The following is a 16,967-nucleotide window of genomic DNA, read 5'->3' as shown; positions in this document are numbered from 1 at the left end:
AAAACATTATAAATATCAACAATAATTTAAAATGAAACGTATTGGAATTATTTCGTCTTATGCCTGGATAAAAGTAGCCAATAATTATGGTGCTTTATTACAATATTATGCATTACAACAATATCTCATCTGTAAGGGACATTCTGTGTTTTGGATTAGATTCGTATTATATCACAATTTTAATACATCTCTAACTCTCAACACAATAAAGAGATTTCTTAGACATCCTTTAATTTATTTAAGCACATTAAAATGTCATAAATCATTCTTAAAGTTTTGTGAACATTATCTATATATGTCCAACAAAATATATGATAAAGAATCAAACTCAAACTCATATCCCATAGCCGACTATTATATTACAGGTTCAGATCAAGTTTGGGGAGGAACTCAGCCTGAATACTATTTATCATTTGTAAATGAAAATTCAAAAAAAATTTCATATGCAGCTAGTTTTGGTAAAGGAGAAATATCTGAGGAGCATTTTAACAATGTAGCTCCCCTGATAAAACAATTTGCAAAAGTTTCAGTAAGAGAGGATAAAGGAGTAGAAATTTGTAAGCGAATGGGTGTAGATGCCCAACATCTTCTTGATCCAACTTTACTATTAGATAAAGACTCATATCCGCATACGAAGCCCATATATACCCAATCTTATGTATTCACCTATTTTTTAAATTTAAGACAATTAAATGATGTAAGATGGTGTGATATTAAATCCTTTTGTAAAAAAAACGGATTACATCTAAAAGTTTGTGCAGTACAAGGTTCCCAATATCTATTCAATCATAAAGATTTAGTTTATCTTAATCCTGTGGAATGGCTTACTGCTTACCAATATGCTTCATGTATATTAACTAATACTTTTCATGGAACAGCATTTGCCATTATTCATCAAAGGCCATTTTTATGCATACTCCAAACAGGGGAATCAGCAAATCAAAATAACAGAATGTTATCTCTCTTAAAAACAGTTGGATTAGAAAATCGAATACTAGACCCCAATCAAACGATAGAAGAAGCGATGAATACCCCCATTTCATGGGATAAAGTAGCCATGCAACTAACAAAAATGAGACTTAAAACCGATGATTTCTTTTCTTTCCTTGAATAAAGGCTAAGATAATACAATAAATTATGAAAATCCGAAACAATAGAATTATCAACAAATTATTAGATTTATATGCTAGTAGTTTTTGTAATAAAGAAGAACATTACGAATTAAGATACGATGGATATCAAGATCTAAAAGATCAAGAAGCCAATGATTATGTTTTTGAGTTATTGGCATCGGGAAAACCAGCGATGGTATCAAAGTTTGGATCGGTTGAATTAAGCAATCTCGTATCAAGACATATTGACGAAACTACAGGATTAACCAAAGAAGTGATTCATGATTACCTTCATTTTAAAAACGTACAAATAGCATATTGGGATAAGTTAAAAAGTTTATGTTCTAATGCAGGTTTTTTCCCCTATAATTTAGATTTAGGGCTAAAATGGTATCATTTAATGATGGAGGATATAAAACAGATAGATATACTTGGCAGCTATATATATGAAGAAAAATATATAGCCAACTATATGAACTGTTCCAAAAGAATTAATATCGATGGTTACTTTTCTCCCTTTAGATGGAAAAATCCTTGGACTAGGATTTTGAAAGATAAAAGAGTTCTTATTGTTCATCCTTTTGTAGAGTCTATCAAATACCAATATGAACATAATAGAGAAAAACTTTTTGACAATCCAGATGTATTACCTAAATTTAAAGAACTTATTTTAGTAAAAGCAGTACAAACACAAGCTAATACAAAAGACCCTCGATTCAAAACTTGGTTCGAAGCTCTTCAATATATGAAAGACGAAATAGACAAATATGATTATGATATAGCTTTAATCGGTTGTGGTGCATATGGAATGTGTTTAGCTGCACACGTTAAACGCAGAGGAAAACAAGCAGTCCACTTAGCAAGTATGACCCAAATGTTATTTGGTATTTATGGAAAACGTTGGTTAGATTCAGAACCCGAATGTAGAAAATATATTAATAAATATTGGATACGTCCTAATGAAAACGAAAAGCCAGTAGGTGCGGAAAAAATTGAAGGAGGTTGCTATTGGTAAAATCCTATACGATGGTACAAAAAGAAGAGAAAAACATTCAACATAGCTTGTATTAGTATGATAGGAGTATTCTTAAATCTTAATGGTCACTACACATTATTATTTAGTAAAATGGAAAGTTATACCTTATCATTTTGCCTATTCCATGCTATAATGCTAAGAGCACTTTGTAATGATACATTTATACATTATTTCCATAACACTGCATTTTACCAGTTCTTTAATAATTCTACTTCCTTACATTAGTGTGGTATATTTATTATCTCCACTATCATGACTACAATCTGTTGAAGATTAATATATTTGTAAAAAATGGAAATGGATTAGACTTTTATGCCTAGATAAATAATTATAAAAAAGATGAAAAAAATAGCAATCATAGCAGAAGGTTTCGGTGGATCCACCACATCACTTATTGAATCTTTTTTAAAAAATGGATATCAAATAGATTTCTATCATATAGCTCGAAGAAATAACTACTCAGGATCTTATGAAACATTTGACTACACATGTACATCTAGGGTTGGCGAATTAAAGCGAATTGAATCATTTGATTTTAAAGGATTACGTAGGTTTAAAGACTTTGCGCATAAGGAGTTGTTTTCAATGTACCACATGATAGCCTTAAGTATTAAGACAAAAGGAATAAAACAAATATTCAATCCTATATCTAAATTTTTTTGTAAAAAACTGGTCAATCAAATTATTAGTAAAAACTATGACTTTATAAACGTAATAGGCCAATCTTGGACTACAGCTTATATCTCCAAACAGCTACATGACAGAAGAATGAATATAGCTCACTCCCTACATGAAGTATGTAGCAATCATTTGGAAGGAAATAAATTAGATCCAGTATGTGTGTTTTTAATTAATGAAAAAATTAAAATCAACGTATTTTCAGAAAAATCAGCCTGTGATTTAACAAAACTCTCTCCCCAAAAAGGCTTACAATATAGCATCATACCATTTTCTTTATTCACAGGATATTTAGAATATAAAGATATAGTCATTCCAGAATTATTTGGAGTAGAAGACTATATTTTATTCTATGGATTTCTCAAAGAATATAAAGGACTCGATGTTTTATATAAAGCTTCCCAACACCTCAATAAAAAAATTGTCATTGCAGGTGGTGGCTACGTACATGTATTAGATGATATGAAAAAAGATAATCGTTTTATTGTTATCAACAGATGGTTACAAAATGCTGAAATTTCAACACTAATACGACATTGCCATGTAGTAGTCTGTCCTTATTACTCTTCTTCACAAACAGGTATTACACAAACTGTTTTTTGTTTTAACAAGCCTATTATCGCAACTCGTGTTCCAGCTTTTATAACAAGTATTGATAATCAAAAAACAGGCATATTAGTAGATATAGGAGATGACAAGCAACTCACTAATGCTATCAATCAAACTTTTACGGACAAATCATTATATGATTTGATGTGTAAGAATATAAAAAAAATTAAAGAACGTAAAGATGATTTATGGAAAAAAATTGTCATCATGTATGTAAACGAGTATTTAAAATAAATATAAAATGAACTTAAGAAAAAAACTAAAAGAACAGAAAAAAAATCTTTTCTTGTATACAAAAAATATACTGCAAAATAGCATAGCATCAAATATGTTTATACCGCATCGTTTGAGAAATACTATTTACAGACTATATAATCATAAAATACAGGGAACAGTTTTTCCAAAATGTTTTTTAGGAGCAGGTAAAGGTAAATTAATAATCGGTACAAATTCATTCATTAATTACTCTTGTTTTTTAGATTTAAGCAATGATATTATAATAGGAAATAATGTTTCTATTGGTTTTAAGACAACCTTTATAAATGCATTTCATAACATTGGCAATTCCTCTGCTAGGGCAGGACAAGGAAAAGATCTACCAATATTAATTGAGGATGGATGCTGGATTGGAGCCAATGTAACAATTATGCCAGGTGTGCGTATTGGTAAAGGATGTATTATAGGAGCTGGAAGTTTAGTAACAAAAAGTACAGAACCTGATTGTATATATATAGGGGTTCCAGCCAAAAAACTAAGAGAATTAAAATCACAGCAATAAGTAAATATAAAACATATCTATTAAATATCTAAATAATGACATATAATGAAGAAAATCCTACAGTTGTAAAATTAAATAACAAAAATAAAAAGTTCTGAGAAACCTTTACTCCTCTTATAAAACCAAAGGAGCATCTAAATAACTATTATTAGACGAGCATAAAGGATATCCATCTAAAACAAGTTTTATTAGTTACACATATAAAAAAATGGGAATTATAGTAAAATCATATTTAATAAGGCGAAAAATACGATACTACTTTTATTTAATATGGAATCGCATCGCATTTTATTTGAATAATGTTTCTTATGGTAGAAATCTACGCATATATAACAAATTCTACCTATTAAAACATCCAACTGCATATATAGAGATAGGAAATAATTTTACTTTTACAAGTGGAGAAGCTTTTAATCCATTATGTAGGAATATCAGAGGTTGTATATTTGCAGATCAAAATTCAAAATTAAAAATAGGAAATAATACAGGAATTAGTTCTGCATGTATATGGGTTAAAGAGAGTATTACCATAGGAAATAATGTAAAAATAGGTGGTGATTGTATTCTAATGGATACTGATGCTCATAATTTAGATTACGAAATTAGAAATGGAACTATAACAGATGAAGAAGGTAAATCCATTGATTGCAAAACTGCAAATTCTAAACCTATTATCATTGAAGATGATGTTCTCATTGGTACACGCTGTATAATATTAAAAGGAGTAACAATTGGTGCACGTACCATTATTGGAAGTGGTAGTGTTGTAACTAAAAGTATACCCTCAGATGTCATAGCAGCTGGAAATCCATGTAAAGTAATAAAAATACTAAAATAAAATTCTCATCTTACCAATCAATGTATCAAACTTATAACAATATTGAAAATAATTTGTATATTCATTAGAACATAAAAAGAATAAATCCATTATACATAAAAACTATAAGTAGTCATTCAGGTGTTACTTCTACTAACGACTTATGATACAAAAAAGAATATAACAGATTTCAAGAACATTCCCCCTATAGCTAATATGCAAATAATAATCGTTCAATTTATTAATTTTCAAAGAGTGTATTTTAATGCTTTTAAAAAAAGACATAGCCTAAATTTAGACATTCATATAGCAATCGGAATTCACACTCAATTTTTGATTTATTTAAGAGGCAACTGACATTTAGTAGTTTTTGCAATACGATAAACTTCTATTTGGTGGCTACTGACAAAATTTATTACAATAATGGAAAAGGTCATATGGAACAAAACCGCCATAAGAGAGAATATATTAGATTTTATTTTTCCTCTTATATTTTTCTATTTTTCTCCTATTACATCTTTATGTATATCTTTTTATTTTCTAACAAAAAAGAATAAGAAAGCGACTTTTATAAACTTCGCAATATTAACAGCTCTATACATAGCTCTAATAAATATTTCTAAAAGTACAAACTTAGATGCCGACTTACAATGGTATTCAGAACAATATTTAGATGCCGGGAATCTTTCATATATTGATTATATCTTTTCATTCGGAATAAATGGTAAAGGAAAAGAATTATTCTTTCCAACTTTCAACTACATCATATATTTTTTTATTGGGAAAAACGTAATACTATACCGTGCAATCCATTCTTTTACGTGCTATATTTTAATTTTCTATGCCATTTATCGTTTCACAAAATACTTAAAAATAAGATATACAGATGCAGGAGTTACCATTATTATTGTAAGTTGTTTTCCATGGATATTTACTTATTCTGCAACATTACTCAGACAGTTTTTAGCTGCATCTATATTAATATGGATTATCATTGAACGTTTCTCTTTTAATAAAAAAATGATCATCGCGACAATTTGTATGTTTTTATCACACACTTCATCGCTATTATTTGTTCCATTATTATACTTACCTTTTTTCAGAAAAGAAATTTCTAAAAAAACGTGCTTTTATTATATATTAGGAGCTTTATTTCTAATTTTTATACAACCTATTACAGATATACTGTACAACATTGTTGGTAATAGCATTCCAGCACTTACATATGCTTTAGAAAGGGCTTCAAAAGATACAACATTCAAATTACCTCCTTTAGGATTAAGCAAAATATTATTTCTTTTAGGAGAAATTATTATACCACTATTATTATACTATAAATATAAAATCAAGCCGATCAATATTATGGGCATTATCAATATAGCAATTATACTTAATGTCTTTATTCTAATTAACCTATCTCAATTAGAATTAAGCAATCGGCTTTTTTTATATTCAACATTTTTGCTACCAATTATTTTATGTTATTTATTTACTAAAATTCAATTAGGAAAATCCATTCTATGGAGTATATTCATAACTTTCCACCTCCTTTTAATATTGTATTTTAACACATCAATGTATACTTATAATATAAACTTTGGAATTTTCTTTTTCCCTCAACTATTTATTTAATTACTGCCTATGAATATTGCCATTTTAATGACCGTACATAACAGAAAAAATGTTACATTAGAGTGTATTAAAGCCCTACTAAATTGTAAAGATTTCAATATATATAATATTGATATTTATATGGTTGATGATGGAAGTACAGACGGAACTTCACAATGCATACATCAAAAATATTCATTTGTAACAATAATAAATGGAGATGGTAATTTGTTTTGGAATAGAGGAATGCATTTATGTTGGACTAAAGCCTTAGAAAAACAATACGACTTTTACATTTGGCTAAATAATGATACAATATTGACAACAGATGCTTTAGTTTCATTAATGGATACATATAAAAAAACAAATTCTAATGCCATCATTGTTGGCAGCATCTGTTCATCAAAGAATAAGAATCAGGTAACTTACGGGGGACGAATCAAAAATAAAATACTTTCTGCAGAAGGAAAAATTCAAAAAGTAGAAACTTTTAATGGAAATTTAGTATTAATACCAGCAAAAGTCAGTAATCAAATAGGCATTATAGATCCATATTTCCATCATTCTTTTGGGGATATTGAATACGGTTTAAGAGCAACCAAGAATAATATACCAATCTATATAACTCCTCATTACGTTGGATATTGCGAACGACACGACCAAACGATGAAATGTTTTAATAGCCATTATAAAATAAAAGAAAGATTTATTTTTTTCTATTCACCATTAGGAATAAATCCTAAGGAATTCTTCTATTTAAACAAAAAATATAAAGGAATATTCATCGCTATAAAAACATATATTTCTACACATTTAAGAGTAATATTCCCTTTTTTATGGAAATAGCCACAAAATATCAATATGAATAAAGTTAGTATTATTATACCACATAAGAACTCATCTAAGAAATTAGAAAGACTTATCAAAAGTATTCCTCAAAATAATTTTTTTGAGGTAATTGTAATAGATGACAACAGCCAGATTTCAGAGTTTAAACAAGTTAGTTTGCTATGCCAAACATATAATATACAATTATATAGCAATCCTAAAAAAAATGGAGCCGGTGGTGCTAGAAATGTCGGACTACAGAAAGCAACAGGCAAATGGGTTTTATTTGCTGATGCTGATGATTTTTTCAGTCCTAATATGGAAGCAATATTAACTCCCTATATATCTAGAGAACAAAATGATATTGTATTTTTTCAAACAAATAGCTATTATGAAGATAATTTTCAAATAGCTTACAGACATTTATATTATAATAATTTAATTAATTCATATTGTATAAATCATAATGCAGATCATTTGAAATTTAAATTTCTTGTTCCATGGGCCAAATTAATAAGAAGAGAAATTATAAGTTCTAATAATATATATTTCGATGAAATTCCTGCAGGTAATGACATGTATTTTTCAATTGAATTAGCAAATAAATCTCAAAATATAGCAGTTTGTAATAATATCTTATATAATATAACAGTTTCTAAAGGAAGTATAACGACAACACTAAATAAAACGACATTTGATTCAAGATTTAAAGCAGCCATAAAATGTAATAAATTTCTACGTAAAATAAAAAAAAGTCAATACCAACAATCTCTTTTATATTTTATAGGAAAAGCACATCAATTTGGTCTTTTATACAACATACAAGTAATACTAATGATTATTAAAACTCGATCGAACCCGTTTATAGGTTTTTCTAAAATATTTAAGACAAAAGAAGTTTTACAAGATAGAGAAAACTCATCTTATGTAATCAAGAAAAAAGATTTATAAAAATATCAAAAGCCAAAATCAACATTTTAGATATTTGATTTAGCTATTAAGATTTATGATAAAATAGTTAAATGAGAAAATATTAATAAGTAAATAAAGAACCATATTTTCCATCATAAAACGACAAAATAAGCTTATAATATGACTTCTTTTCTAAATATTAAAATATTAAATATAACTCAAAAAGAATTACTATCTAGATTAAAAAAAGGAGTTGTTATAACTCCGAATGTCGACCATTTAGTAAAATTGCAAAAAGATAAGGAGTTCTACGATGTATATCAACAAGCAGAATGGGTAATATGTGATAGTAAAATATTATATTTACTTTCTAAACTTTTAAAGAATCCCTTACCAGAAGCAATACCAGGTTCCAGTTTTTTTACTGCATTTTACGAATTTCATAAAGACGATCCTAACTGCAAAATATTTTTGTTAGGAGCAGCAGAAGGTATTGCAGTAAAAGCAATGGAAAGAATTAATCAAAAAGTTGGAAGAAACATTGTAATAGGCGCACATTCACCATCTTACGGATTTGAGAAAAATCCAGAAGAATGTGAAGAATTAACTCGCATAGTAAACGAAAGTGAGGCTAACGTTTTGTTAGTTGGTGTAGGTGCTCCCAAACAAGAAAAATGGATCATGAAATACCGTGACCACATGCCCAAGGTAGATATATTTATGGGGTTAGGAGCTACTATAGATTTTGAAGCCGGTACTTTAAAACGCGCTCCAATTTTTTGGCAAAAAATAGGTATGGAATGGTTATACCGTTGTTTAAAAGAGCCTAAACGTTTATTTAAACGTTACTTCATCGATGATATGCAATTTTTCTATTATTTTGGGAAACAACTATTAGGGTGTTATAAAAATCCATTTCAAAAATGAGATATACCAAACATTATGAATAAAAACTTAAATATCGCCGTAGCAGGTACAGGCTATGTAGGTCTGTCCATTGCTACCCTGCTGGCACAGCATCATCACGTGGTGGCCGTAGACGTTATCCCTGAAAAGGTAGAGAAGATAAACAACCGTATCAGTCCGATACAGGATGAATATATCGAGAAGTATCTGGCGGAGAAGGAACTCGACCTGACGGCTACACTCGACGGAGCCTCAGCCTATAAGAATGCGGACTTTGTGGTGATTGCAGCTCCTACAAACTACGATCCGGTGAAGAACTATTTCGATACGTCGCACGTAGAAGAGGTTATCGACTTGGTACTGGAGGTGAATCCGGACGCGGTGATGGTCATCAAGAGTACCATTCCCGTGGGTTACTGCCGCAGCTTGTACGTAAAATACGCAGAGAAATTCAAGAACACTCCTTCCCTCGCCGGAAAGAAATTCAACCTGCTGTTCTCTCCTGAATTCCTGCGTGAAAGCAAGGCTCTGTACGACAATCTTTATCCGAGCCGTATCATCGTGGGATTCCCGAAGCTGATAGAAGGACGTAACGAGGAAAACGAGGCTATCAAGGCTATCGCTGGCGAACACCTGGAAGAGAAGGCGCACGAATTTGCAGCCTTGCTTCAGGAAGGAGCTCTCAAGCCGGATATAGATACCTTGTTCATGGGACTGAAGGAGGCAGAAGCGGTGAAGTTGTTCGCCAATACGTATCTGGCGCTGCGTGTGTCTTACTTCAACGAACTGGATACGTATGCGGAGGTAAAGGGACTGGATACGCAGGCTATCATTCAGGGTATCTGTCTGGATCCGCGTATCGGCATGCATTATAATAATCCGTCGTTCGGCTACGGGGGGTACTGTCTGCCGAAGGATACGAAGCAGTTGCTGGCCAACTATGCGGATGTGCCGGAGAACTTGATTCATGCCATCGTGGAATCGAACCGTACGCGTAAGGATTTCATTGCCGACAGAGTGCTGCACAAGGCAGGATATTATGATTACTTCAATCGTGGGGACTATAATCCGGCTGAAGAAAAAGAATGTGTTATCGGGGTATATCGCCTCACCATGAAGTCGAACAGTGACAATTTCCGTCAGAGCTCTATCCAGGGTGTAATGAAGCGCATCAAGGCAAAAGGTGCTCAGATTATCATTTACGAACCTACACTGGAAGATGGCAGTACGTTCTTCGGCTCAAAGGTGGTAAACAACTTAGAGAAGTTCAAGAAGGAATCGCAGGCTATCATCGCCAACCGTTACGATGCATGCCTGGATGATGTGAAGGAGAAGGTATACACGCGTGATATTTTCCGCAGGGATTAAAAGCAAAAAACAATACAAAAACCAATCATGCAAACCCATGTAGTCATCATGGCGGGCGGCATAGGAAGCCGTTTCTGGCCCATGAGTACCCCACAATACCCCAAACAGTTCATCGACGTGATGGGGGTAGGAAAATCGCTGATACAGCTTACGGTACAGCGTCTGAAAGAGATCTGCCCGATGGAAAACTTCTGGGTGGTGACATCGGAAAAGTATGTAGACATCGTAAAGGAGCAGCTTCCGCAGGTGCCGGAGCAGCATATCCTGGCGGAACCGGAGGCGAGGAATACGGCACCGTGCATCGCGTATGCATGCTGGAAGATCCGCAAGGAGTTCCCGCAGGCGAACATCGTGGTGACTCCCTCGGATGCGCTGGTGATTGACACGACGGAATACGACCGCTGCATCCGGCTGGCTCTGGAAAAGACGGCGCAGTCGAACGCCATCGTGACCTTGGGCATGAGGCCTACCCGACCGGAAACGGGCTACGGGTACATAGCGGCTCTGGGTGAAGCCGACGAAAAGGGTATCTGCAAGGTGGAAGCGTTCAAGGAGAAACCGGACGTGGAAACGGCGAAGAAGTATCTGGCAGCGGGGAATTATTTCTGGAACGCGGGGATATTTGTGTGGAACGTGGAAACGATTACGAATGCCATACGTACGTTCGTGCCGCAGATTGCGGGGGTGATGGACGAGCTGGAGCCTGCCTTGTTTACCGACAGGGAGGCGGAGGAGCTGAAACGCCTCTTCCCTACTTGCGAGAAGATTTCCATCGACTATGCGGTGATGGAGAAGGCGAAGGATATTTATGTGCTGCCGGCAGAGTTCGGATGGAGTGACCTGGGTAGCTGGGGCTCGCTGCACACGCTGTTGCCGCAGGACGAGAATGGCAACGCGACGGTGGGCGACAGCAAGGTGGACTTGTATAACTGCCGCAACTGTGTGGTGCACGTGACGGAAAGCAGACAGGTGGTGCTGGAAGGTCTGGAGAACTACATCGTGGCCGAGAAGGACGGCCGTCTGCTGGTGTGCCGCCTGAGTGAAGAGCAGCGCATCAAGGATTTTTCAGCAGGGAAGTAACTGGACTGCCTGAAATTCCTGACGCAGGTAAAAAACAAAAATTGGCGGGGATTGTTATGATAGTATCCTATACTATTTTTTTCGAATGAAACTGATAAAGACTTTATTACTGACTACACTTTTTAGTCCGCTTTATGCGCAGCAGCCTGCCGACTCGCTGAAGTATAAGGTGGAGGCAGGGGCTACCGTGTCGAACGGAGATTATGCGCCTGTATGGCTGACGGCCAACCGGTATGGGGTGGCGGGCAATGAACCTGACTTTGCGTATCTGCGTGCCGGAGTGGAATGGAACAAGGTGCTGCCGAAGCACTGGCGGATTGACGCGGGACTGGATCTGGCGGGGGGAAAGAATCTCTCGTCGAAGTTCTGGATTCAGCAGGCTTATGCGGATGTGTCGTGGAAGGCGCTGACGCTGAGCATCGGAAGTAAGGAACGGCCGGGGTTCCCACTCGCGAAGAACGAGAAGCTGACCAGCGGCTGGATGGTGGAGGGTACGAACATGAGGCCGATTCCGCAGGTTCGGGTGGAGGTGAAGGATTACCTGAACGTTCCGGGTACGAAGGGCTGGGTGGCCTTTAAGGGGCATCTATGCTACGGCTTTTTTACCGACGGCGGATGGCAGGAGGATTTCGTGGCTCCGGGACAGTTGTATACGACGGGGGTGCTGTATCACAGCAAGTCGCTGATGTTCAGACTGGGTAACCGGGAGAAGCTGCCGGTGGAGTTTGAGTTCGGTCTGCTTACGGGATCTCAGTTCGGAGGCAAGCAAATGCTAAAGAATGCGGACGGAAGTGTAAGCCTGGTAAAGGATATGCCGCAGGGTGTCAAAGATTTCTGGAAAGTGTTCTTCCCCAAGCAGGAAAGTACGATGCTGAACGTGGAGGGGAACCACTGCGGAAGCTGGAACTTCGCTCTGAACTACTATGTAGGCGACTGGAAGTTTAAGGCGTATCTGGAGCATTATTTCGAGGATCACTCGCAGATGTTCTGGCAGTACGGACGGTGGAAGGATGGTCATATCGGACTGGAAGTGGATTTTCCGAAGAACCGCTGGATCAGTGCCGTGGTATGGGAAGGTCTGAATACAAAGGATCAGACGGGATCGATTCTCTACGACGGAATAGCGGGTTCGTTTACCGACTTGCAGATGAGTGGACGCGATAATTATTATACAAATGGAGAATATTTAGGCTGGCAGAATTACGGGAACTCGCTGGGACATCCGTTCCTGCCGGGACCAGCGTATAATACGGATGGTGTGAACGAGGTGAAGGGCTGCCGTGTGAAGGCTCAGCATGTGGGACTGACGGGTGATCCGTCGGAGGAATGGAACTGGAGGCTGTTGCTTTCGTACTCTCGCAACTGGGGATCGTATATAAAGCCTTTCGACGAGGTGAAGAAGCAGTTCAGCAGTCTGGCGGAGGTGACTTATCAGCCTGAGCGACTGAAGGGATGGAGTTTCAGTGCCGCACTGGCGGTTGACCGTGGAAATTATCCGGGAAACAGCACGGGTGGTATGTTGACAATCAGAAAATGTGGAGGATTCGGATTATGAGAAACAAGGTGATGATTTGGGTGGCTCTGGTAGTAACGCTGGTAATGCAGGGTTGCCAGAAGGAGCCTATCAACAACGATATAGAGGGATTCTGGCAGTTGGAGCAGTTCGTGGTGAAGGATACGCGTGAGGTGGTGACGTGTGAACGCCTGTATTACAGCATTACGCGCATGGTGACGGAAGTGGCGGAGAAGCAGGGGCCGAACGGCTACGGCAGTTACATCGGACGTACGGAATACCGCAACAACGAAACGCAGCTGGTGCTGAAGGATTTCAAGGTACGTGCCAACACGAGTGACAACAAGCAGGATGCGCCGGTGGATATGCTGCTACATTTCGGTATCGACAACCAGAAGGAAACGGTGTTCGACGTGAGGTCGTGCGACGGCAAGTACATGACGCTGGAATCGGACTATGCACTGCTGAAACTGAAGAAGTTCTAATAGCCTGTCAGGAAAAGCCGGTTCACCGGATAAGTTATTCCCTTTTTTACCTGTATGCACAATACATAAAAAAAAGCTTAATAAACGAAAAAGAGCGTACATTGTCTCTAAGCTTTTTTTATATCTTTGCTTGAATAATTCTACCAGTGGGTAGCAAATTTCATAAAAGCAACATAGACAATACTAAATACAAAATGGTAAAAACTTATTTTTGCCTGCTGAAAAATATAGTACACTCAATAGGTATTACAAAAGGGAATTACACAAATGGTGTATATAACATAAGGACGGTAAAAGGAGGCAGGCTGCATAAAATTATTGGTATAGAACATGCATTACAGGTAAAAGAGCTTACCGTAACGGGAAAAATCAACGTAATGGACCTTTATTTTATCCTGCACATGGACAATCTGGAGGTGTTGAACCTGAGAAACGCTATTTATCCGAAAAGACAGAGGAAGGATGAGATGGAGAAGAGCCGGCTGAGACGGGAAATGCTCAGAAACAAAAAGCATCTGAAGGAGATATGGTTTCCCAACTCTCTGAAATCGGTGCCCTGCGAGTTGTTCAAGGATTGTATAGCGCTGGAACATGTGATACTGCCCAAATCAGTAAAAACAATCTGTAGCCATGCTTTCAGTAATTCGGGGATTAAGGAGCTGGTTATTCCGGCTTCTGTTGAAGCGGTAGAAGCGTCGGCTTTCGACAATTGCAGAAACCTGAAACAGATTAAGGTGGAGGACTCGGAAAAATTGCTGAAATGGAAAGGGGAACAGTTCAGAAACTGCCCCAACTTGCAGGAAATATACCTGGGAAGAAACTCTGCCATAGAATATGCTCTGATTACGGATGCTCCGGTAAACAGACTGGTGCTGGGGGAAAATATCCATAACATGAATTTTGATATCATCAACACTAAAAATCTGATATGCCTGATGAAGCATCCGCCCAGACTGCCAAACTATATCTCTGCCGAAAATGTATATGTGAAACAGAATTTTGAACACTACTGGCTGCATCCGGAATGGAACAAAAGGAAACTGATAAAAATGAATCATAAGGCTTGATGTACAGCGTTCACCGACACGGACTTGCTTTTCTGACATTTATTTGTTTACTTTGTAACTGTCAATTGTTAAAGGGTCTGTAGGCTTTTGACAATAAGGTCAAGGAGAATTTTATGATGAAAAACTATACTATCGCCGTAGCGGGAACGGGGTATGTGGGCCTGTCTATCGCTACTTTGCTGTCGCAGCATCACCGGGTGGTGGCTGTGGACGTGATTCCTGAAAAGGTGGAGAAAATCAATAACCGTATCAGTCCGATACAGGATGAGTATATCGAAAAGTATCTGGCAGAAAAGGAACTGAACCTGACGGCTACGCTCGACGGGGCTTCGGCTTACCGTGAAGCGGACTTCGTGGTGATTGCGGCTCCTACGAACTATGATCCGGTGAAGAATTATTTCGATACATCGCATGTAGAGGAGGTCATCGACCTGGTGCTGGAGGTGAACCCGGACGCGGTGATGGTCATCAAGAGTACCATTCCGGTGGGATACTGCCGGAGCCTGTATGTGAAGTATGCGGAAAAGTTCCGTACCTCTCCTGCCCTGACGGGAAAGAAGTTCAACCTGCTGTTCTCGCCGGAGTTCCTGCGTGAGAGCAAGGCGCTGTACGATAATCTCTACCCCAGCCGTATCATCGTGGGATTCCCGAAATATATAGCGGGACGTGACGAGGAGAACAGGGCGATTCAGGAGATTGCGGGTGAGCATCTGGACGAGAAGGCACACGAGTTTGCTGCCTTGCTTCGGGAAGGGGCTATCAAGGAAAACATCGATACGCTGTTTATGGGACTGAAGGAGGCAGAGGCGGTGAAGCTGTTTGCCAATACGTACCTGGCGCTGCGTGTAAGTTACTTCAACGAACTGGACACGTATGCGGAGGTGAAGGGACTGGATACGCAGGCTATCATTCAGGGTATCTGTCTGGATCCGCGCATCGGCATGCATTATAACAATCCGTCGTTCGGGTACGGAGGTTACTGTCTGCCGAAGGATACGAAGCAGCTCCTGGCCAACTATCAGGATGTGCCGGAGAATCTGATTCAGGCGATTGTGGAGAGTAACCGTACGCGCAAGGATTTCATTGCCGACCAGGTTCTGAAGAAAGCGGGGTATTACGATTATTACAATCACGGGGACTATAATCCGCAGGAGGAAAAGGTTTGTGTCATCGGGGTATACCGCCTTACGATGAAGTCGAACAGCGATAATTTCCGCCAGAGCTCCATTCAGGGGGTGATGAAGCGTATCAAGGCTAAAGGGGCAACCATCATCATCTACGAGCCTACGCTGGAGGACGGAACGACGTTCTTCGGATCGAAGGTGGTAAACAATCTGGAGGAGTTCAAGAAGGAATCGCAGGCTATCATCGCCAACCGCTACGATGCCTGTCTGGACGACGTGAAGGAGAAGGTGTATACAAGGGATATTTTCCGCAGGGACTAACACCGACACTGCACCGGCAACGATGCTTTGTTCCGACGAACAGCAAGACTGAATACTCAATAAAAGACAAACAGAACGAAACAAATATAACAAAAGACAGCATTTATGAAAAGATATTGTCAGACACTCGACCTCTACGACGACAAGGAACTGATAGAGGCTTACGTGGCAGAACATGCGCACGTGTGGGAGGAAGTGAAAGCGGGCATCCGCGAAGTAGGCATCGTAGATATGCAGATTTATATCTACGGCAACCGACTGTTCATGATTATGGATACGACGGATGAGTTTGATATGGAGCGTGACTATGCACGGCTGGCTACTCTGCCCCGTCAGGCGGAATGGGAAGCGCATATGTCCAAGTACCAGAAGGTGCTTCCGGGACAGACTTCGCAGGAAAAATGGAAGCTGATGGAGCGTATCTTCAAGCTTTAATAATGCGTAAATGAACTTTTTTTCGCGGGTTTAAGAAAAAAATCTTTCTTCGGAAGTATCTTTTTTGAAAGAAGAATATAAGTCATAGGAATACATTGTATTACAGATATTTACAAAAGCCGATTCTAAACAGAGAGTCGGCTTTTTTTATGTCCGGAAGGGAATAAAATCGTTTTTTCTGAAAAAAAATCATTTCAGGCATAGGGGTTTTTCAGGGGGGCCGCGTTATGTAGTCGAAATCACTTAGCTAAGTAACCGAAAAATTAGTATCAACCAATTAAAAAACT

The 16,967-nt window shown here is 37.7% G+C and carries 16 protein-coding genes; all 16 read left to right on the top strand.

The window, feature by feature from the left end:
• The first annotated feature begins 31 nt into the window (after nt 1-31).
• Nucleotides 32-1,114, top strand: a complete 1,083-nt coding sequence (locus WKT12_RS04605; protein WP_321584828.1) for a polysaccharide pyruvyl transferase family protein — start codon at nt 32-34, stop codon at nt 1,112-1,114.
• A gap of 23 nt (nt 1,115-1,137) precedes the next feature.
• Nucleotides 1,138-2,127 carry a hypothetical protein gene (locus tag WKT12_RS04600; RefSeq protein ID WP_340318924.1) on the top strand — a complete coding sequence of 330 codons (990 nt, stop codon included), beginning with the start codon at nt 1,138-1,140 and terminating at the stop codon, nt 2,125-2,127.
• A 360-nt stretch (nt 2,128-2,487) separates the two neighbouring features.
• Nucleotides 2,488-3,669, top strand: coding sequence for a glycosyltransferase (locus WKT12_RS04595; protein WP_340318923.1), 1,182 nt, complete (start codon nt 2,488-2,490; stop codon nt 3,667-3,669).
• A 7-nt stretch (nt 3,670-3,676) separates the two neighbouring features.
• Nucleotides 3,677-4,213, top strand: a complete 537-nt coding sequence (locus WKT12_RS04590) for an acyltransferase (RefSeq protein WP_340318922.1) — start codon at nt 3,677-3,679, stop codon at nt 4,211-4,213.
• 208 nt (nt 4,214-4,421) lie between these two features.
• Nucleotides 4,422-5,051: an acyltransferase gene (locus WKT12_RS04585; protein WP_340318921.1), complete on the top strand. Its 630-nt coding sequence runs from the start codon at nt 4,422-4,424 to the stop codon at nt 5,049-5,051.
• A 402-nt stretch (nt 5,052-5,453) separates the two neighbouring features.
• Entirely contained in the window at nt 5,454-6,662 is a 1,209-nt protein-coding gene (locus tag WKT12_RS04580) for an EpsG family protein (RefSeq protein ID WP_340318920.1), read from the top strand.
• Between the two features lie 9 nt (nt 6,663-6,671).
• A complete protein-coding gene (locus tag WKT12_RS04575; protein WP_340318919.1) occupies nt 6,672-7,487 on the top strand; it encodes a glycosyltransferase family 2 protein in 816 nt (271 codons plus the stop codon).
• 15 nt (nt 7,488-7,502) lie between these two features.
• Nucleotides 7,503-8,420 (top strand): glycosyltransferase family 2 protein, encoded by a 918-nt coding sequence (locus WKT12_RS04570; RefSeq protein WP_340318918.1) that lies wholly within the window; start codon nt 7,503-7,505, stop codon nt 8,418-8,420.
• 141 nt (nt 8,421-8,561) lie between these two features.
• The gene (locus WKT12_RS04565; protein ID WP_340318917.1) at nt 8,562-9,308 is read left to right on the top strand and encodes a WecB/TagA/CpsF family glycosyltransferase; all 747 of its coding nucleotides are present in this window, start codon (nt 8,562-8,564) and stop codon (nt 9,306-9,308) included.
• A gap of 15 nt (nt 9,309-9,323) precedes the next feature.
• Complete coding sequence (locus WKT12_RS04560) at nt 9,324-10,655, top strand: nucleotide sugar dehydrogenase (protein ID WP_340318916.1); 1,332 nt, start codon at nt 9,324-9,326, stop codon at nt 10,653-10,655.
• Nucleotides 10,656-10,682: 27 nt separating this feature from the next.
• Entirely contained in the window at nt 10,683-11,735 is a 1,053-nt protein-coding gene (locus WKT12_RS04555) for a mannose-1-phosphate guanylyltransferase (RefSeq protein WP_340318915.1), read from the top strand.
• Between the two features lie 85 nt (nt 11,736-11,820).
• Nucleotides 11,821-13,290, top strand: a complete 1,470-nt coding sequence (locus WKT12_RS04550; protein WP_340318914.1) for a capsule assembly Wzi family protein — start codon at nt 11,821-11,823, stop codon at nt 13,288-13,290.
• The gene (locus tag WKT12_RS04545; protein ID WP_340318913.1) at nt 13,287-13,733 is read left to right on the top strand and encodes a lipocalin-like domain-containing protein; all 447 of its coding nucleotides are present in this window, start codon (nt 13,287-13,289) and stop codon (nt 13,731-13,733) included. Before WKT12_RS04550 ends, WKT12_RS04545 begins: the two co-directional genes overlap by 4 nt.
• A 194-nt stretch (nt 13,734-13,927) precedes the next feature.
• Nucleotides 13,928-14,800, top strand: a complete 873-nt coding sequence (locus WKT12_RS04540) for a leucine-rich repeat domain-containing protein (RefSeq protein WP_340318912.1) — start codon at nt 13,928-13,930, stop codon at nt 14,798-14,800.
• Nucleotides 14,801-14,916: 116 nt separating this feature from the next.
• Nucleotides 14,917-16,245, top strand: a complete 1,329-nt coding sequence (locus tag WKT12_RS04535) for a nucleotide sugar dehydrogenase (protein ID WP_340319014.1) — start codon at nt 14,917-14,919, stop codon at nt 16,243-16,245.
• A gap of 105 nt (nt 16,246-16,350) precedes the next feature.
• Entirely contained in the window at nt 16,351-16,680 is a 330-nt protein-coding gene (locus WKT12_RS04530; RefSeq protein ID WP_021970338.1) for an L-rhamnose mutarotase, read from the top strand.
• The last annotated feature ends 287 nt before the right edge of the window (nt 16,681-16,967 follow it).

The sequence above is a fragment of the Phocaeicola sp. HCN-6420 genome, from assembly GCF_037890145.1.
Classification (GTDB): Bacteria; Bacteroidota; Bacteroidia; order Bacteroidales; family Bacteroidaceae; genus Phocaeicola.
This window is presented reverse-complemented; position numbering and strand designations above follow the sequence as displayed.